This window comes from Mesorhizobium oxytropidicola, assembly GCF_056174625.1.
The window spans coordinates 439,882-458,734 of the sequence record NZ_CM149692.1 but is presented as its reverse complement, the minus strand read 5'-3'; the positions used below and the strand labels follow the sequence as shown (position 1 = coordinate 458,734).

Annotated in this window: 16 protein-coding genes; 4 read left to right on the top strand and 12 right to left on the bottom strand. The window is 62.7% G+C overall.

Translation table 11 applies throughout. The features are described 5' to 3' along the window. Nucleotides 1-3 precede the first annotated feature (3 nt). From AC0V8S_RS02130 to AC0V8S_RS02100, 7 genes are all read right to left on the bottom strand, one after another. Nucleotides 4-2,559, bottom strand: a complete 2,556-nt coding sequence (locus AC0V8S_RS02130; RefSeq protein ID WP_475436678.1) for a sensor histidine kinase — start codon at nucleotides 2,557-2,559, stop codon at nucleotides 4-6. A 198-nt stretch (nucleotides 2,560-2,757) separates the two neighbouring features. Continuing rightward, on the bottom strand, nucleotides 2,758-4,158 hold the full coding sequence (gene ahcY, locus AC0V8S_RS02125; protein WP_027040652.1) for an adenosylhomocysteinase: 1,401 nt from the start codon (nucleotides 4,156-4,158) through the stop codon (nucleotides 2,758-2,760). 181 nt (nucleotides 4,159-4,339) lie between these two features. Then, on the bottom strand, nucleotides 4,340-4,651 hold the full coding sequence (locus AC0V8S_RS02120) for an HPr family phosphocarrier protein (RefSeq protein ID WP_475436677.1): 312 nt from the start codon (nucleotides 4,649-4,651) through the stop codon (nucleotides 4,340-4,342). After that, nucleotides 4,648-5,049, bottom strand: coding sequence for a PTS sugar transporter subunit IIA (locus tag AC0V8S_RS02115; RefSeq protein ID WP_010912939.1), 402 nt, complete (start codon nucleotides 5,047-5,049; stop codon nucleotides 4,648-4,650). Before AC0V8S_RS02115 ends, AC0V8S_RS02120 begins: the two co-directional genes overlap by 4 nt. Nucleotides 5,050-5,213: 164 nt before the next feature. Continuing rightward, a complete protein-coding gene (locus AC0V8S_RS02110) occupies nucleotides 5,214-5,660 on the bottom strand; it encodes an HPr kinase/phosphorylase (RefSeq protein WP_475436676.1) in 447 nt (148 codons plus the stop codon). Nucleotides 5,661-5,682: 22 nt separating this feature from the next. Further along, nucleotides 5,683-7,467 (bottom strand): stimulus-sensing domain-containing protein, encoded by a 1,785-nt coding sequence (locus AC0V8S_RS02105; RefSeq protein WP_475436675.1) that lies wholly within the window; start codon nucleotides 7,465-7,467, stop codon nucleotides 5,683-5,685. Nucleotides 7,468-7,551: 84 nt separating this feature from the next. Beyond that, nucleotides 7,552-8,253 carry a response regulator transcription factor gene (locus AC0V8S_RS02100; RefSeq protein ID WP_010912942.1) on the bottom strand — a complete coding sequence of 234 codons (702 nt, stop codon included), beginning with the start codon at nucleotides 8,251-8,253 and terminating at the stop codon, nucleotides 7,552-7,554. A gap of 343 nt (nucleotides 8,254-8,596) precedes the next feature. Here AC0V8S_RS02100 and AC0V8S_RS02095 point away from each other — a divergent pair, with 343 nt between their 5' ends. Both AC0V8S_RS02095 and arfB read left to right on the top strand, forming a co-directional pair. After that, nucleotides 8,597-10,207: a phosphoenolpyruvate carboxykinase gene (locus tag AC0V8S_RS02095; RefSeq protein ID WP_475436674.1), complete on the top strand. Its 1,611-nt coding sequence runs from the start codon at nucleotides 8,597-8,599 to the stop codon at nucleotides 10,205-10,207. A gap of 80 nt (nucleotides 10,208-10,287) precedes the next feature. Continuing rightward, nucleotides 10,288-10,725, top strand: a complete 438-nt coding sequence (arfB, locus tag AC0V8S_RS02090) for an alternative ribosome rescue aminoacyl-tRNA hydrolase ArfB (RefSeq protein ID WP_475436673.1) — start codon at nucleotides 10,288-10,290, stop codon at nucleotides 10,723-10,725. Nucleotides 10,726-10,803: 78 nt separating this feature from the next. Here the strand turns inward: arfB and AC0V8S_RS02085 are convergent, their stop codons facing one another. After that, nucleotides 10,804-12,960, bottom strand: coding sequence for a TonB-dependent siderophore receptor (locus tag AC0V8S_RS02085; RefSeq protein WP_475436672.1), 2,157 nt, complete (start codon nucleotides 12,958-12,960; stop codon nucleotides 10,804-10,806). Between the two features lie 292 nt (nucleotides 12,961-13,252). Here AC0V8S_RS02085 and AC0V8S_RS02080 point away from each other — a divergent pair, with 292 nt between their 5' ends. Then, the gene (locus AC0V8S_RS02080; protein ID WP_183464870.1) at nucleotides 13,253-13,870 is read left to right on the top strand and encodes an alpha-ketoglutarate-dependent dioxygenase AlkB family protein; all 618 of its coding nucleotides are present in this window, start codon (nucleotides 13,253-13,255) and stop codon (nucleotides 13,868-13,870) included. A 237-nt stretch (nucleotides 13,871-14,107) separates the two neighbouring features. On the opposite strand, the gene AC0V8S_RS02075 is transcribed toward AC0V8S_RS02080, so the two are convergent. Then, the gene (locus tag AC0V8S_RS02075; RefSeq protein ID WP_475436671.1) at nucleotides 14,108-15,358 is read right to left on the bottom strand and encodes a hypothetical protein; all 1,251 of its coding nucleotides are present in this window, start codon (nucleotides 15,356-15,358) and stop codon (nucleotides 14,108-14,110) included. A gap of 187 nt (nucleotides 15,359-15,545) precedes the next feature. Between AC0V8S_RS02075 and AC0V8S_RS02070 the strand changes: the two genes are divergently transcribed. Beyond that, entirely contained in the window at nucleotides 15,546-15,788 is a 243-nt protein-coding gene (locus AC0V8S_RS02070; protein ID WP_475436670.1) for a hypothetical protein, read from the top strand. Nucleotides 15,789-15,918: 130 nt separating this feature from the next. Here AC0V8S_RS02070 and AC0V8S_RS02065 read toward each other — a convergent pair whose 3' ends face one another. The 3 genes from AC0V8S_RS02065 to AC0V8S_RS02055 are packed head-to-tail and all read right to left on the bottom strand — an operon-like array spanning nucleotide 15,919 to nucleotide 18,817. Beyond that, nucleotides 15,919-17,388, bottom strand: coding sequence for a nucleotidyltransferase family protein (locus tag AC0V8S_RS02065; RefSeq protein WP_475436669.1), 1,470 nt, complete (start codon nucleotides 17,386-17,388; stop codon nucleotides 15,919-15,921). Further along, the gene (locus AC0V8S_RS02060; protein WP_475436668.1) at nucleotides 17,388-18,065 is read right to left on the bottom strand and encodes a glycosyltransferase family 2 protein; all 678 of its coding nucleotides are present in this window, start codon (nucleotides 18,063-18,065) and stop codon (nucleotides 17,388-17,390) included. The genes AC0V8S_RS02065 and AC0V8S_RS02060 overlap by 1 nt, the downstream gene beginning before the upstream one ends. Further along, nucleotides 18,065-18,817: a glycosyltransferase family 2 protein gene (locus AC0V8S_RS02055; RefSeq protein ID WP_475436667.1), complete on the bottom strand. Its 753-nt coding sequence runs from the start codon at nucleotides 18,815-18,817 to the stop codon at nucleotides 18,065-18,067. The genes AC0V8S_RS02060 and AC0V8S_RS02055 overlap by 1 nt, the downstream gene beginning before the upstream one ends. Nucleotides 18,818-18,853: the final 36 nt, after the last annotated feature.

Sequence of the window (18,853 nt, the reverse complement as noted above, 5' to 3'; positions counted from 1 at the left end):
GCGCTACTCGGCCGCGGCGCGAATGCCCGGCATGTCGGGGAAGGTGCAGATGACGGTGGTGCCCTTGTCCTTGCCGGTTTCGATGCGAACGTGGCCGCCATGCAGTTCGACGAAGCTCTTGACGATCGACAGGCCGAGCCCGGCGCCGCGCCGGCGGCCGCCATTGGTGCGCGGTTCGAAGCGGCGGAACACTGAATCGAGCACATCCGGCGGCATGCCTGGACCGTCGTCATGAACCGAGAACTCCACCCCGTCCGCCAGATGGCGGCAGGCGAGCCGGATGGTGCTGGCTTCCGGTGCGTAATTGGCGGCGTTGCTGAGCAGATTGTAGAGGATCTGCCGGATGCGGGTCTCGTCGCCGTGGAACGTCTTCGGCGCAGCGGCGGCATCGACCTCGAGCCGGATCGAATGTTCCTGCAGCCGGTCGGCGACGAGTTCCGCTGCCGCCGCGATGGTGCGGTCGACATGCACCTCGGAAATGTCGAGCTGCATGATGCCGGCATCGACGGTCGCGAGGTCGAGTATGTCGTTGACGATGGTCAGCAGCACCGAGGAGGATGAGCTGACATGCTCGACATATTCGCGCTGCTTTTGATTCAGTGGTCCGGTCGTCGGCACGGAAAGCAGTTCGGTGAAGCCGATGATGTTGGTCAGCGGCGAACGCAGCTCGTAGGACACGTGCTGGACGAAGTCGTTCTTGAGCTGGTCGGACTTTTCCAGCGCCTCGTTCTTGTCCTTCAGCGCGCGTTCGACATTCACGCTGTCTGTGACGTCGACGAAAGTCATCATCACTTGCCCGTTGGGCAGCGGAATCACGGCGTAGCGCAGCACGATGCCATTGTTGAGCTCGGTCTGGCCGTGGCGTTCGCGGCGTTCGTCGTCGAAACCGGTAATGGCAGCGACGAAGCCGGGCCAGGGGCTGTCGACCGCCTGCCTGTCGCTGAGATCGCGGATCGTCGAGACGTGCACATTGGGCTTGGCGGCTTCCGTGCTCAGGCCCCACAGCGTGGCAAAAGCCGGGTTCGACAGGCGGAGCCGCCCATCGGGGCCGAACACCGCCACGCCTTCGGCGAGATTGTCGAGCGTCTCGCCCTGGACCCGCACCGCGGTGCGATAGCGGCTTTCCAGGTCCATCTTTTCGGTCAGGTTCTCGAACACCCAGGTGACGCCGCCCTTGGGCTGCGGGTTGGCGACGACGCGGATGGTCTTGCCATCAGGCAGATGCCACCAATGTTCCTGCGATTCCACCGCGCGGTAGGCACCGAGCAGGCCTTCCTTCCAGCGGCGCCATTCGGGCTGCTCGGCGATCTTGCCTTCGCTGCGCAGCCGGTCGAGCAAAAGCGCATTGTCGGGCGCGCTGAGCAGGAAGCCAGAGTCCAGGCCCCACAGTTTCTGGAAGGCCTGGTTGAAGAAGCGCAGCTTCTCGTCAGTGTCGAAGATGGCGACGGCGGTGTTGAGCTGGTCGAGCGTGTCGGCATGGCTGCGCACCGTCCGCTCATATTCGCCGCGAATGGTCTCGATGGCGCTGGTGTCGCAGGCAAGCCCGGCCGAACCGTCCGGGCCGGCGAAGTCGGTCACCGCGAAGACGCGGCGGTCGCCTTCGATCACAGTGGAGAGCGATTGCTCGAAGACCGGATGCGATTTGTGCTGGGTGTCGATTGCCTCACGCGCCTGGCCGCCGAGGAATTCCTTGGCGTCGCGGACCGCGGCTTCCGCGCTTTCGGCTTCGACCGCGTCGGCATAGGCCCGGTTGACCCATTTCAGGCGCCCGTGCTCGTCGCGCAGCCATGCCGGCATCTTAAGCGCCTCGAGCAGGCCGATCATCATGTCATGGTCGGCGGCCAGCCGCTGGTTGTCGATCTTCAGCCTGGCCTGGCTGCGCTGGGTCTCGGAAAGCGAGACAAACCGCACCAGTATATGCGCGGCGCTCTTGCGGCCATGCACCTCGAGCGGAGCGCCGGCCTGCGATTCGATGACCAGGTCGAAGGGCCGGGCCTTTTCGCGCAAGCCCGCGATGGCATGCTCGAGCGCCGCCGCCGAGCGCGGCATCAGCCAGCGGCCGAAGGCCAGAAATGCCGCCCGCTCCTCGGGCGCTCCGCTTTCGACCGGCAATGTGCCGATGAGTTCGGGTTTCTTGTTTTCCGAAGCCCAGACGACCACACGCTGGTCGCGCAGATTGAGCAGCGCTTCCGAACGGCGCAGTGCCGCGTTGACGTCGGCGACGCGGCTTCTCAGTTCGACATTTTCCGCCGAGGTACGAGCCCGTTCGCGGATGAGAACGATGGCCGACAGAAGCGCCGCGCCCGTCACGCCGACGAACACCGCAAGCTGCATGACCTCGACTGTGCTGATCGACAGGCCGGCGGTCGCCACGGCGGCGTTCTCGGCATGCGCCACGGCGCTGGCCAGCGGATAGGCAAGTGCTGAACTGGCCAGGAACAGTGCCGCACGGGCACGCCATGAAAGGCGCCCGCCCTGGGTGGCTGAGCCGATCGGCCCCGAATCGTCGTGGCCGCCGGAAACGGCCGATCCCGCTCCGTGCGGGTTTTGCCCCGGCATGTCTTGGTCCTCTCCGCCGCCTGAATGCAAGACCGCCCTGAAACGCGCCTCTCTGATCCCCTCTCGGGCCGGAAGCGTCGCGAATCACCTGACAATAAACCCTCGCCGAATCGCCGTGAAGGCTGATCGCGCGCAAAATAAAGCCGGGCGAAAAGTCAATCGCCCGGCCTCAATATCTGGTAGTAAATTTGGCTTTGGTTAATAGCGGTAGTGTTCCGGCTTGAACGGACCCTGCGGCGTGACGCCGATATAGGCCGCCTGCTCACCCGACAATTCGGTCAGGCGGGCACCGAGCTTGTCGAGGTGCAGGCGCGCGACCTTCTCGTCGAGATGCTTGGGCAGGACATAGACCTGGTTCTGGTACTGCTCGCCCTTGCTGAACAGCTCGATCTGCGCCAGCACCTGGTTGGTGAAAGACGCCGACATGACGAAGCTCGGATGGCCGGTGGCGTTGCCGAGATTGAGCAGGCGGCCTTCCGACAACAGGATCATCCGCTTGCCGTCCGGGAAGGTGATCATGTCGACCTGCGGCTTGACGTTGGTCCACTTCAGATTGCGCAGCGACGCCACCTGGATCTCATTGTCGAAGTGGCCGATATTGCCGACGATCACCATGTCCTTCATCGACCGCATATGGTCGAGGGTGACGACATCCTTGTTGCCGGTGGTGGTGATGACGATGTCGGCGGTCGGAGCCGCGTCTTCCAGCGTGACGACTTCAAAGCCGTCCATAGCCGCCTGCAGCGCGCAGATCGGGTCGACCTCGGTGACCTTGACGCGGGCGCCGGCGCCCTTGAGCGAGGCCGACGAGCCCTTGCCGACGTCGCCATAGCCGCAGACGACCGCGACCTTGCCGGCCATCATCGTGTCGGTGCCGCGACGGATGCCGTCGACCAGCGATTCCTTGCAGCCATACTTGTTGTCGAACTTCGACTTGGTGACGGAATCGTTGACGTTGATGGCGGGGAAGGGCAGCAGGCCCTTCTTCTGCAACTGGTAGAGCCGGTTGACGCCGGTGGTCGTCTCTTCGGTGACGCCGCGGATCGCCGCCTTCTGCTTGGTGAAGAAGCCTGGCGAAGCCTTCAGGCGCTTCTTCACCTGGGCGTAGAAATATTCCTCTTCCTCGCTCTGCGGGTTGGACAGCACATCCTCGCCGGCCTCGGCGCGGGCGCCAATCAGGATGTACATGGTGGCATCGCCGCCATCATCGAGGATCATGTTGGAGAGGCCGCCATCGGTCCACTGGAAGATCCGGTCGGTGTAGTCCCAATACTGTTCGAGGCTCTCGCCCTTGACGGCGAAGACAGGAATGCCGGCCTCGGCGATCGCCGCTGCGGCGTGGTCCTGGGTCGAGAAGATGTTGCAGGAGGCCCAGCGGATGTCGGCGCCGAGCGCCTTCAGCGTCTCGATCAGCACCGCGGTCTGGATGGTCATGTGCAGCGAGCCGGTGATGCGCGCGCCCTTCAGCGGCTTCTTGGCGCCGAATTCCTCGCGGCAGGCCATCAGGCCCGGCATTTCGGTTTCGGCGATATCAAGTTCCTTGCGGCCCCAGCCGGCAAGCGAGATGTCGGCGACCACATAATCCTTGCTACCCGTCATGGCAGTGCTCCGTGCGATTTGATGTGCTTGCGAATTGGTTGCGGATGCGCCCGCGCCGGTCGGCGCGTCGAAGGGCGCGAATTGCCGGCCTGACTAGCAGATCGCTGTCGAGACGACAATGGGATATAAAGAAATCTTTATCCCTGCATGTCTCTCGGACATGCCTGGTCGGCGTTCGGGATCAGCATTCCTCGCCGAAACGGGAGGCGACAAGCTGCTCCAGCGCGTCCATGACCTCGAGCGCCTCCGGCCCGCTGGCGGTGACGCGGATCGAGTACCCCGGGCTGGCGGCCAGCATCATCAGGCCCATGATCGAGGTGCCGCCGACCTTGACGCCGTCCTTCTCGACATGGACCGCGGCGTTGAAGCCGCTGGCGAGCTGGACGAACTTGGCCGAGGCGCGCGCATGCAGGCCGCGCTGGTTGACGATCGGAAACTCCCTGGTGATCGGATCTTTGGCGATCTGGTCCTTTTCCGGGGATAGCGCGTTCATTTGCTGCTCAGAAGCTGGCTGGCGACATTGATGTATTTGCGGCCGGCGGCCTGCGCCTCGTCGAGCGCGGCCGCCATGTTGTCGCCCTTGCGGATCGAGGACAGCTTGATCAGCATCGGCAGGTTCATGCCGGCGATCACCTCGGTGCGGCCGGACTCCATCACCGAAATGGCGAGGTTCGACGGCGTGCCGCCGAACATGTCGGTCAGCACGATGACGCCCGCTCCGGTATCGACACGGGCGACGGCGTCGACGATGTCGCGGCGACGCTGTTCCATATCGTCGTCGGCACCGATCGCCACGGTTTCGAAATTGTCTTGTGGCCCGACGACATGTTCGACGGCATGTCGGAACTCGGTGGCCAGTTGACCGTGCGTTACAAGCACGAGTCCGATCATTCTTTGGTGGCTCCCGTCATCGCCGCTTCACAGGCGCATTTTATGCTCGCCAGCCAATCCAGGCGGCGGGAGCGCTATCTTGTCGACGCGCGGCCCGTTGACAAGCCCAAAATTGCGCCGGCCCATGCCATTTTGACGCATTGCAGCAAAAAACTCTGACCGGATCATAGAAAAGGCATGATCGACAGCCGCGCCATCACGGCGGGCAAGGCAGCCGTGACATTGCGTTCGGCCAGTTCGATCCGCGGCACCGTGCAGCCGATGATCTCGTCGCTGGCGTCCTCCAGGAAGCGTGCGATTTCGCCGGCCGGCAACAGGAGTATATGCAGGTCGACGACGCAGGCCGGTTCGAACGGCAGCTTCCGTGGCCCGAGCCCCGGCACTTCGGCGAGACCTTCTATCGTGGCGGGAGCACGGCACACCAGCCGCCCGGCATGCGCCTCGACGAAAAGCTGATCGTCGCCAATCAGCCGCGCAAACAATCCGCGCTGGCGGCAATGGTCGATAAGCGTCAGCGCCAGCGTCGTCTTGCCCGAACCGGATGCTCCGCTGAAAAGCAGGCCGCGCTCGCCGATTAGGATCGCCGTTGCGTGAATGTTTTCAGGCCGCACGGCCGCACCTAAACATTTGGAATCATGCTTCGGCCGGCAGCGTCACGACGAAGCGCGCGCCCTTGATCTCGCCCGGCTTGGTGCCGGGAATGTTCTCGGCGGTCAGCGTGCCGCCATGGGCCTCGACGATCTGCCTGGAGATCGACAGGCCAAGGCCCGAATTCTGGCCGAACGCCTCGCCGGCAGGCCGGTCGGTGTAGAAGCGTTCGAAGATGCGGTCGATATTGTCGGCGCGGATGCCGGGACCATTGTCGTCGACGGTCAGGATGTTGAACTTGCCGGCGCGCGCCAGGGACAGGCTGATATGGCCATGGTCCTCGGGAACGAAGGAGCGCGCATTCTCGATCAGATTGGTGACGACCTGGCCGATGCGCAGATCGTGGCCGGCGACAAAATAGCCTTTGACGCCTTGCGGCAGCTTGGCGACCTTGAGTTCGATCTCGACCGCTTTCTTGTTGCGCGTGGTCTCGCGCGACACGGCGACGAGGTCGGTGATGAATTTCTTCAGGTCCACTGTGCCGGCATCTTCGCGCGCCAGCTCGGCATCGAGACGGGAGGCGTCGGAAATGTCGGTGATCAACCGGTCCAGCCGCCGGACGTCATGCTGGATGATATCCATCAGCCGGCTGCGCGAATTGTCGTTCTTGGCCAGCGGCAGGGTTTCCACCGCGCTGCGCAGCGATGTCAGCGGGTTCTTCAACTCATGCGACACGTCGGCGGCGAAGCTTTCGATCGCCTCGATGCGTGCATAGAGCGCGTTGGTCATGTCGCGCACGGCGATCGACAGATTGCCGATCTCGTCCTGGCGGTCGGAAAAATCAGGGATTTCCTCGCGGCTCTTGACGCCGCGCCTGACCCGCACCGCCGCCGCCGACAGCCGGCGCAGCGGGTTGGCGATGGTTGAGGCCAAAAGCATCGACAGGATGGCGGTGACGAGTGCCGCGATGCCGAAGACGCGCAGGATCGCCTTGCGCTCGGCGGCGACGATCTTGTCGATGTCGCCGCCTTCGGTCGACAGCATCAAGACGCCGAGAACGGCGCGGAAGCGCTGGATCGGCACCGCCACCGAAACGATCTGCTCGCCCTGTTCGGAGACGCGCACGATGGTCGACGGGCTGCCGGTCAGCGCCTTGACCACTTCCGGAAAAGCCGCGCCATTGCCGCCGGGCTGTTCGTGATAGACAGGCAGATCGGTGTTGCGGAAGAAGTCGAAGATGAATTTCTGGACGCGCTCGACGAGATCAGGCTCTTCCTCCTCGACCGGCGGCAGATCGTAGCGCAGGATCTGGCCGCGCGAATAGAGGTGGCGCGAATCGAGCAGCAGGTTGGCGTCGCGGTCATAGATGCGGGCGCGCGTTCGGGTCGGCGAGATCAGCCGTCGCAGCACCGGCGCGACACGCTCCGGATTGATCGGGAAATCGAGGTTGTCGAGCTGGTCCGAGCCCGGCCCCAGGCTCTCGCCGGCCTGCAGCTCAAGCAGCTTTTCCGGGTCGATGCTGATCGAATCGGTCTCGACCGTCGCCGACGCCGCGATCGCGCCGGCGATGATCTCGCCCTGCGTCATCAGGCTTTCGACGCGGGCATCGATCAGCCCGTCGCGGAAGGTGTTGAGGTAGAGGATGCCGGTGACCAGGACGGCGAGGCCGGCAAGGTTGAGGAACAGGATGCGGCGCGTCAGGCTGGAAAAGATGTGATGGCCGAGGAAGCGGCGCATCGGCACTGTGATCTTCGACACGAAGGACGGCATGATGCGCGACGGCCGCCTGGCGGCGCCCGTCGGTCTTGTTCGCTGTGCTTCCACTGCCATCGAATAGCAGTCCCTGCTTAGTCTTCGGTTCGATGCATGCCGCAGCCCCTGGTCCGGGACCGCCTTTGCTCGACATACATCAAATTACGCTTCGCGGAACCGGTATCCGACTCCGTAAAGGGTTTCGATCATTTCGAAGTCGTCGTCGACGGCCTTGAACTTCTTGCGCAGCCGCTTGATGTGGCTGTCGATCGTGCGGTCGTCGACATAGACCTGCTCATCATAGGCTGAATCCATCAGCGCATCACGGCTTTTTACGACGCCGGGACGCTGCGCCAGCGAATGCAGGATCAGGAATTCGGTGACGGTGAGCGTCACCGGTTCGCCCTTCCAGGTGCAGGTGTGGCGTTCCTGGTCCATGACGAGCTGGCCGCGCTCGAGCGAGCGGGCCTGCTGGCTGGGCGCCTTTGCCGCAGCCTCGCGGGCGCTGGCACGGCGCAGCACGGCGCGCACCCGCTCGACCAGCAGGCGCTGCGAGAACGGTTTGCGGATGAAATCGTCGGCGCCCATCTTGAGGCCGAACAATTCATCGATCTCGTCGTCCTTGGAGGTCAGGAAGATGACCGGCAGGTCGGACTTCTGGCGCATCCGGCGCAAAAGCTCCATGCCGTCCATGCGCGGCATCTTGATGTCGAGGATGGCAAGATTCGGCGGACGTGCCGCCAGGCCTTCCAGCGCGGACGCACCATCCGTGTAGGTCTCGACGCGATATCCCTCGGATTCGAGGGCGATCGACACCGACGTCAGAATGTTGCGGTCGTCATCGACAAGCGCGATTGTTGCCATTTCAAGCGGCTCCCTCATGAGCTGTCCCTTCTTTCGTAGAGAAGGGGCTTTTGCAGGACAAATTAGGTACAAAATGTGGCATAGGCCTTGTCCGCTGTCACGCGCGGGGTGCCGCAGGCCACAATCCTACCTCGACATGGATTGGACGAACGAACAGCGCCAATCCTTTGGGCAACCGTGAAACTTTTCGCATATATAAACGATTTAAACAACTTTCAAAATATTTAAATCGATTAATGATTTGATATCATTTGGCTTTTCTGGTTTTGACCATCTCAGCCTGCGTAGTGGGCGTGCCGGAAAGACGCCGGCAAAGATGCGGAAAATCGTAGAAGGGACACCAATGTCGGAAGTCGGCAAACGCAATCCTGCTTGCCCGATCGATCGTATCGGCCTGAAAACCACCGGCATGGTGCGCTACAATTTTGGTGCGGCCGCCCTCTATGAGGAGGCGATCCGGCGCGGCGAGGCCCGGTTGACCGCGCATGGCGCCCTGGTCGCCGAGACCGGCCAGCACACAGGCCGTTCGCCCAAGGATAAGTTCGTCGTCCGCGACGCCGCCACCGAGCCACATGTCTGGTGGGACAACAACAAGGCAATCTCGCCGGCCCAGTTCGAAACGCTGTTCGCCGATTTCCTTGCCCACGCCGCAGACAGGGATCTCTATGTTCAGGATCTGGTCGGCGGCGCCGATGCCGAGCTGAAACTGCCGACGCGCGTCATCACCGAATTTGCCTGGCACTCGCTGTTCATCCGCAATCTGCTCATCCGCCCGGACAAAGCCGAACTCGAACAGTTCGCGCCTGAGATGACGATCATCGACCTGCCGTCCTTCCGCGCCGATCCCGCCCGCCACGGCAGCCGCACCGAGACCGTGATCGCCGTCGACCTCACCCGCAAGATCGTGCTCATCGGCGGCACCTCCTATGCCGGCGAGATGAAGAAGTCGGTGTTCACCATGCTCAACTATCTCCTGCCGCAAAAGGGCGTCATGCCGATGCATTGCTCGGCCAATGAGGGGCCAGCCGGCGACGCCGCCGTCTTCTTCGGGCTTTCGGGAACCGGCAAGACGACGCTGTCGGCCGATCCGTCGCGCACGCTGATCGGCGACGATGAGCATGGCTGGGGCCCGCACGGCATCTTCAATTTCGAAGGCGGCTGCTACGCCAAGACAATTAAGCTGTCGGCCGAAGCCGAGCCGGAGATTTTTGCTACCACGCAGCGCTTCGGCACGGTGCTGGAAAATGTCGTGCTCGACGCCGACGGCGTGCCGGACTTCAACGACGGCCGCCTCACCGAAAACACACGCTGCGCCTACCCGCTCGACTTCATTCCCAATGCCTCCAAGACCGGGCGCGCCAGTCATCCGAACAACATCATCATGCTGACTGCCGACGCCTTCGGCGTGATGCCGCCGATCGCGCGGCTGACCCCGGCGCAGGCGATGTATCATTTCCTCTCCGGCTACACGGCCAAGGTCGCTGGAACCGAAAAGGGTGTGACCGAGCCCGAGGCGACGTTCTCGACCTGCTTCGGCGCGCCGTTCATGCCGCGCCATCCGTCGGAATACGGCAATCTGCTGCGCGAGCTCATCGCCAGCCACGGCGCCGATTGCTGGCTGGTCAACACCGGCTGGACCGGCGGCGCCTATGGCACGGGCAAGCGCATGCCGATCAAGGCGACGCGCGCTTTACTTGCCGCCGCCCTCGACGGCTCGCTGAAGAACGGCGAGTTCCGCACCGACGCCAATTTCGGCTTCAAGGTGCCGGTGGCCGTGCCTGGCGTCGACGGCGCCATTCTCGATCCGCGCTCGACCTGGGCCGACAAGCCTGCCTATGACCGCCAGGCGGCAAGACTGGTCGGCATGTTCGCCGTCAACTTCGAGAAATTCGAGCCGCATGTCGATGCAACCGTCATGGGTGCGGCGCCGCGCATGCAGGAAGCGGCGGAGTAATAGCCACGCCGCTCAGCACCATTGAAGGCCCGGTTTCGATCGGGCCTTTTCTTTTGACGCCGCCGCGCCATGACTGCGGCATGCCGATCGACGACGACATCATCATATCGGGCGAAGCCGTGATCCACCCGGGCGACCTGCACGAGGATTTCATCCGTTCGTCCGGTCCCGGCGGCCAGAACGTCAACAAGGTGGCGACCGCCGTGCAACTACGCTTCGACGCCGCCAACGCGGCAGGCCTGTCGGAACGCGTGCGCGCGCGCACGATCAAGCTTGCCGGCCAGCGTGCCACCAAGGACGGCGTCATCGTCATCGAGGCCGGACGCTTTCGCACCCAGGAGCAGAACCGCGCCGACGCCCGGGCAAGGCTCACGGCGCTGGTCGCCAAGGCCGCCGAACCGCCACCGCCGCCGCGCAAGAAGACGCGCCCCTCGAAAGGCGCGGTCGAGCGGCGGCTGAAGAGCAAGGCCGGACGCGGCACGATCAAGAAGCTGCGCGGCCGGGTGGAGAACGATTAAGCGCTACGCCAGGCGCGTGCTTGACTGAGTTTGACGAGGGCATTTGCGCGCCCAGGACACGCGCAAACACAGCAGGCCCTACCAGCTGCGCTTCAGCGAAGCCGTGATGTTGCGGCCCTGACCCAGATAGCAGTAGCCGCTGTTGCACACGATGGGACGTTGATCAGCGATGTTGCGGACGGCGAAGGCGGCGCTGACACCTTCATATTTCTTGTCGATGGCGCCGAAATCATAGGACGCCGAGGCATCGAGATAGACCGCGGCATCATTCTTGGCGGTGTTTGACGTGTCGGTATAGGTGGCGCTCTGCACCCTTACACCGGCACCGACCGAAAGGCCCGGGGCGGCACTGCCCTCGTCGAATCTGTAGTTGGCCCAGAGGCTCGCGACATGCGCGGGCGTGACTGCCGGAACCTTGCCGATCTCCGTCGAGCCGGGGGCACCGTCCGTGATCTCGGCGTGATTGTAATTATAGGCGGCGATCACATCCAGCCCGTCCGTAATGGCCGCGCGGGCCTCGAGTTCAAAGCCATTGCTGGTGACTTCGCCGAGCGCCCGGTAGGTGCCCGTGTTGGCGTTGACGACGACCGGCTTGTTCTTCTCGACGAGATGATAGGCGACCGCCGACAGCAGGATGTCGGTTCCCGGCGGTTGATATTTGACCCCCAGCTCGAATTGCTCGCCCTTCGTCGGCTGGAGAATGTCGCCTGACTCGGATCGGTTCGTGACCGGCTCGAACGAGGTCGCATAGCTCGCGAAAGGCGCAACGCCATTGTCGAACAGATAGAGGGCGCCGGCCTGCATGCCGAAGGCATTCTTGTTCAAGCGGTCGGAACCGCCGTTACCGTACTCACGTGTCTGCTCAACCCATGTCTGGCGCCCGCCAAGCGTGAAGCGCCATTTGTCCAGCTCGACCTGATCCAGCGCATAAATGCCGGTCTGACGCAGATCCGCATCGGAAGTGGTGACATTGTAGTCCGGCGTGGACCCGGAAACACCGTAGCTCGGATTGGCGATATCGAAATCGTAGGCCGGATTGACGGGACCCGCCCCATAGCCGAAGGACGAGGTCAGGTTGGTGTAGTCGAGGCCGAGAAGCACCGTATGGGCGAGCGCCCCGGTATCAAACTTAGCTTCGATCTGGTTGTCGGCCTGGAACACGTTCATTTCGTCGCGAATCGAGCTCGCATAGCGATGCGCGACAGTGCCTGTCCAACTGGAGATGGAGAGGTAACGCGACCTCAGATCCAGATGTGAGTATCGAAGATTTTGGCGCACGGTGATGCCATCGCCGAAATCGTGCTCGAACTTGTAGCCGATCTGCTGCTGCCGGATCTTCTGATAGTCGTAGTCCGGATCGCTCTCACGCAGGGCGTGAACCTTTCCCGACGGGTCGGTGATTGCGCCGACATTGGTATCGGTCTCGTCGGCCTGCACCAGCCCGTAGATGGTGAAGGACGTCGCGGCGTTGGGGTTCCAGGTCAGCGACGGCTGCAGGAAATAGCGGTCGTCAGCAATGTCGAAATTGGTGTCGCCGTTTCGCGCCAGGCCGACGATCCGGTAGAGGAACTCGTCGCTGCCTTCGGTGACGGGCCCGCCGAAATCGAAGGCCGCCTGTGCCCTGTCCTTGGTGCCATAGAGCAATTGGACTTCGCGTATCCTGTCCTCGGTCGGCAGCTTGGGCACCTTGTTGACGATGCCGGCCGGCGTTCCCGCGCCATAAAGCACCGATACCGGTCCCTTGATCACCTCGACGCGTTCGAGCGAATAGGGGTCGGTGCGAAAGGTGCCGTAATTGATGTAGGGCTGGCGCAGCCCGTCCTTGTAGTCGCCCAGCGTCGTGGCGTCGTAGCCTCTGATATAAATCTGGTCGAAGCGCGGATCGAAGCCATAGGCGCCGGTGCTGACGCCCGCCGAATAGCGCACCGCCTCGATGATGTCCTGCGCGCCGCGCTCCTCGATCTCCTTGCGCGTCACCACCGAGACGGAGCGGGGCGTTTCGATGAGTGGCGTATCCGTCTTGGTCGCGCCGGAGCTGCGCTTGGCGGCCACCGTCTTGTCGTCATCCCCGGAATTGACCCGGCCGCCCTTGCCGCTGACCGTGATCGGCTCGAGCGTGCCATCTTGTGACTGGGCGGCGGCCTGCTGCGCAAGCGCCTGATGAGCACAAAGCAGCGCCGCCAGGCACGGCGTGGCGAGCAATCCCCGGCACCAGATCCTGCCACCTCTGACCATGTTAGACCCCTCATGAAACGTCACGTCGACATGCCTCGCTCTTTGCCATTCGCTGTCGGCGACCTCTCCCTCTCGCCGGCATCCAGATTGTTGTCTAAAATACTCAAGTTCAAAAACTTGACTATGGAATTCATATTTGTCCGTCAACCGCCTTTCGCGAAAGTGGGCAGCGAATTCACCGCCCATCCTCTCCGTCGACAGCCGCCATCAGACCGCCGACGGCTTTCGGGTCGCCGTTTTCCTTCGATGGTGGCATCTTGCGGGCTCGAACCATCTCAAGGTGCGCTATTCCATGCTTGTTCTGCCCAAGGGCGTCCGCCACATGCCGGCCTATCTCTCCCGCACCGTGCAGGAGGCTCTGGTCGAGGCGGTGAGGGGTATCGTCCAGCAGGCTCCGCTGTTCGTGCCGGCCATGCCGCGCACCGGCAAGGAGATGAGCGTGCGCATGACCAATTGCGGTCCGCTCGGGTGGGTCACCGACAAGGAACGAGGCTATCGCTACCAGCCCATGCATCCGCTGACCGGAGAGCCCTGGCCGCCGATCCCGGAGAGCCTGCTCGATCTCTGGCGGCAGGTATCGGCCTATCCGAATCCGCCGCAGGCCTGCCTGATCAATTTCTACACGGCCGACGCGAAGATGGGCCTGCACCAGGATCGCGACGAGGCCGATTTCTCGGCACCCGTCGTCTCCGTCTCACTGGGCGACGATTGCCTGTTCAGGGTCGGTCAGGCGACGCGCGAGGGCGCCACCAAGTCGTTCAGGCTGAAGAGCGGCGACGTCGTCGTGCTCGGCGGCGAGGGCCGCCTCTGCTTCCACGGCGTCGACCGCATTTACCCATCGACCTCGGCGTTGCTCAAGAACGGCGGCAGGATCAATCTGACGCTGCGGCGGGTGACGAAAGCCGAGTGAGCGAGCTAATGCATATCGCCCAAAAGTGACCTCGGTTTTGGGAGAACGACATGCATAAAAACAAAGATCTAAAGCGCGTCGCATGAATCCGGTTCAACGCGACGCGCTTTAGAACAAATTCCAGGAAAAGTGTGAAACGGCTTTCCCGGGAAAAAGCGCATAGCGCTTTCCCCACAGGAATTGTGTCAAAACAAAGAGTTAGGGAAGATCGCCGTTTCCGTAAAATGGTGAACTGCTCTAATGGGCGTCCGAACGCCGTGCGTAGACTTCAATGTAGTCCCCGCTCGCGATTTCCTCATAGCCTTCCATCAGGGTTTGGAAATCCGCGTTCTGACGCATCCACACGATCCAGATTGGCGGAAAGTCCGCCGTGAGCGACCACGCTGACTTTTTCTTGTTCATCCGATCCATCAGGATGATATCGGGCTTGTTGTCGCGGATCAGGGAATTGACGTAGCGCGTATAATTATCAAGGTCCTGCCGTGCGATGCGCTCGTCTTCGCCTTGATACGTACCCCGCATCAGACCCCAAAGCGCATAGGTGCCGACCCAATCATGAGCATAGGCCGACAGCCAGCGACCATTGCTCATCCTTGTCAGCGGATTGCCGACGGAAAGATCGGAGCTGACCTGAACGATCGATGGCGAGGCGTAACGGCTCTTGATGGCATCGACCAGGCTTTTCTCGGGCAGTTGATAGAACTGGTGGTGCGTCACCGAAAGCGCAGCGACCACGGCCAGCGCGGCTGCGGCATGGAGCTTGACGCTGGCGACCTCGGAGGCGGCCTCCGCATTTGCCAGGCCAAACGCCATTTGCCATCGTGATGCCACGGCCAGCAGCATCGCAAACACCAGCGTAGTCTGGAAAGGATACTGGTGATTGGGCCAGTATTTTCCAAGATACACCATGGAAACAAAGAGGCCGCCGGCACTCACCATCGCCAGCGCGACGTCGTCTCGCCAGACAGATTTGCGCATCTGGAAAACCGCGAAGACGACAAAGATCGCAAAAGTCGGCAATGCGGCGACGATATTTATGTTGGCCCGCAGGCTGACATAGTAGCGCATCAGCACTTGCAGGAAGGCGCCGAGAAACTCGGGGAACCATAGATACACACTGACGAGATAGGCAGCGCAAACCGTGAAGATGACGACGTTTTCAGCCGTCAGGCACGCCATCAGCGAGCGTCTGCGCCAAGCGATAAAGAGGTACGGAAATATGATGCCGGTTGCCCAATGCGGTTTGACCAGAAGCAGCACGCTTCCAGCCAGGCCAACCGCTACGGCAAGGCCGAGAGGAACCGGCGCATGGGCACGGTTTTCAATCCGCCACATCATCAGGAACAGCATCGGCATGAACAACATCGTACCGATATGTTCGCGCTGGCCGAAAACATTCCCAGGCATGATGAGAAGCAAACCCGCCAGCGCGGGATAGATCCATTGCGTCTTCAGATCGACAAAGATTCGGCCGCGTTCGATGACCATCGCCGACAGCGCAATCGAAACGAAGAAGACCAGATAGATGAAGCACTCGATTGCCGATTCCGGCGAGATGCCGAGCCTGTGGGACAGCCACACCGGCCCAATATAGAGGGCCACGGAGAAAGGCGGGTTGGTTTCCAGAATGTCGACATAGAGCTTCTGGCCATCAAGGACCTTTTCGCAGATGACGATGAGCCAGCTGACGTCGGTATTGTCGCCGGCCGTCCACGGCATGAAAAAAGAGAACACCACCACGGCCGCGACAAGCCAGACCGGCGACAAGCTTCCAATCGAAGACGCAAAGCCGGTCGCGGTACTGATGTTTCGGACACTTCCCATGCTCATCGGACCGCCCCAGCAAAGATCATTTTTACGCAGTACGACGAAATCACGGGCGGGTGCACAGCTGCGCCTGCCTGACGTCGCAAGCTAGCCGGGATTGCCTAAAGTGCAGTTAATCGCGCCGTTACAGTCTGCGATGTTCGTCGGCATCGCGTCGAGAACTTGGTTGTCCGTGCAAGACTGTTGCACAGGCCGATCGATGCTTGGTGGGTGCTTCCGTCTTAGCGCAGCGGCGAAAAAATCGCCGAGATCAGATGGAAGGGCAGTGCGCCATAGGCTGCGACTGTCGCATCATCGTCCCATTGGCGGAATTGCCGGGAGGGTCGCGCCTCCAGCGTCACGGCGCGCCTTTCTCCATCAAGCGTCACCTTGCCGCGAAAATGCAGCACCCGTTCCCCGCCGGACCGGCTGATGGCCATGGCGCGCAGGCGCGCAATATGGTCGTCATCGACGTTGATCTCCATCTCGATGCGGCGGCGGACTGGTGGCACACGGATCCTGACCGTGATGTCCAGCATCATCTCGCCTGCCGTTGGCGGGCAAGGTATGGCCTGTGAGAATACCGATGGCGGCAGCGTTTGCGACGGCTCGTTGCGGGCTGGCCTGCCGCGCCAGGCCTTGGCTGGCGGCTCCTGCCGCAGCCGGCCGCTCTTGCGTCGCAGCCGCAACTGCTTGGCAAGGCCACGCGACAACCAGACCAGCCTGCCGAAATCGGTCCGCGGCTTGGCCTGCAGCACCGCCGACCAGCGCGAGAGACCGGTGCGGTCGGCCATGTCAAGCACGCGCCCCAGCACCTTGTCCGGCACCCCCACGCCTGTTTCAAGCGCCAAATAGGAGAGCGCTACAGCAGCGGCAACGGCAAGGCCGCGTCTGGCGACAACATCGAGGAACACATCCCAGTCTACATCGCCGCCGCGAATGGCCACCGCGCAATCGACCAGCCAGTCGCTGTGCGTGTGGGCATCGAGCCCGCCATGCGCGATGGCAAGCGCGATGCGGTCGGCCGGCGACGGCACCAGCACGCCGACGCCGCTGAATTCGGCGCTATCGGCCCGTTGCCAGATGGCCAGGTCGTCTTCCTCGCTTCGCTGCGAACCGTCATAGGCGAGCTGGTGCAGGTCGATGTCGCCGAGATTGCCCTTGAAGAAGTTCATCGAGCGCAGCGACGCCAGCCTTGTCCGCAGATATTGCGGGCTGACACCCGTGGCGATCTGCCAGTCGCCGTCGCGCAGCACGTCGAAGGCCGTTTGCATGTCCTGCGGCCGCACCAATATGTCGATGTCGTGCGCCACCCGGCCGCGCTGTGCCGAGGCGTTCAAGGCAATGCGGCTGGCGCCCTTGATGAGCATCACCTTGCATCCCGCATCGGTCATCGCCTTCAGCGCCGGTTCTGCTTCGCGCATCGCCATACGCGATTTGGTCCACAGCATCTTCTGCAGGCCGACAAGGCGCGGATAAGCGGAATGGCCGGCGAGCTTCCTGCCGAACCTATCGGAGATCGCGGCCAGCAGCCGGTGCTCGCGAAACGAGACATGATCGATATCGTTCTCGTCCAGCCAGCGGCCGGCGCAAGCGGCTGCGGCATCCTCGTCGGGAAGAAGTGCGGCCTTGAGCAACTGGTCTAGTCCGCCCGTCGGCCATGACCAGCCATAGTCCGGGAAGCGACGCTCGATACAGCGGATATCAGCCATCAGCCCGGGCCGGCTTTGTTGCGGGCCCGCCGCAGCATGGCGAGCCGTGCCACTTCGAGATAGCCGCGGCCGCGGGCCGCATCGCGTCCATAGGACAGGCTGCCCGGCCGTATGCGGCGCAGCGCCAGCGCCTCGTCCAGCATGTCGAGGGCAAGGCCCGCCTCGCGCGCCCGGGCGATCCAGTCGATCATTTCGCCACGGCCGCCCGGCGGATCGACGATCGGTCCAACCGTCTTGGCGACCTCGCGGCGGATCATCATGGTGGTCCGCGACCAGCCAGGCACGGCCGTGGCCTCGGGCGCGTCCGGCTGGTCGTTGCGGAAATTCCGCCAGTGACAGAAAACGCCCGCTGTCGCGGGACATCTCTTGAGATGCGCCAGCTGTCTCTCGATCTTGCCCGGCAGCCACAGATCGTCCGCATCGAGCGTCGCGATGAGCGGCGTCGACAACGCGGCGATACCCCTGGTCGTGGCGCTGCCAGGTCCGGCATTTGCCTGGCGCAGCATCTGCACCGGCAGGTCCGTTCCGCCGATCGCTGAAGCCAGGTCGTCGGTCGAACCATCATCGACGATCACCACCAGGTCGGGCCGCACCGTCTGGTTGGCGACAGATCGAAGCGTCTCGGCAATCGTGCCGCGTGCGTTGAATGCTGGAATGACGACGCCGTATCCGCTCATCACATGAACTGCCAGTCAGCGAGATCCTTGAGTTCGAAGATGCCTTCGATCCGCCGCAAGGTCGGATCTGCCTTGCGGCGGGTCATCGACTTGTAGATTGCACGCATGAATTCACGGGACTGGACATCGGTCTGCCGGGTCATGTTGCCGGGATGGCGTCTGTAGTAGAGGGCCACGGTCTCCGGCGTGACATATCTTGGTCCGCTTTCGAAGGTGCGCAGCAGATAGTCGGTGTCCTCCGCCTGATGGAAGGCTTCGTCGAAGACACCGATGCGCTCGACAAGCCGGCGCGTGAAGATCGCCGCCGACAAATGGATGCCGCGAACCGTGATACTGCGGCTGTTGGCGGCAGGCTCCAGGCGCTCGTCGTCGATCTTGTCGACCAGCATCATCCTTGAATAGGTGAGATCCAGATTCGGATCGTTGCGGAAGAGTTCGATATCGGCCGCAAAGCGTCCGACCGGCGAAATGTCGTCCGAATCGAGAAAGGAGACAAGGTCGGTCTCCGGCCCGAGCAATCCCAGCCCGGTGTTGCGCGTCCGGGTCACGCCCATATTGGGTTGTTGAAACAGGCGGATGCAGGGGTTCTCACCCATCAGCGAGCGCACGGCTTCGGCCGATCCATCGGTCGAGCCGTCATCGATGACGATGATGTCGAGATCGGCGGCGTCACGCTGCCTGAGCAGCGAGCGTAGCGCCGGGCCCACAAAGGTCTCGCGGTTATGGACCGGCATGATCACGCTCAGCCTCATATCAGCCCCAAGCCTGGCCTCGATCCGATGACGTAC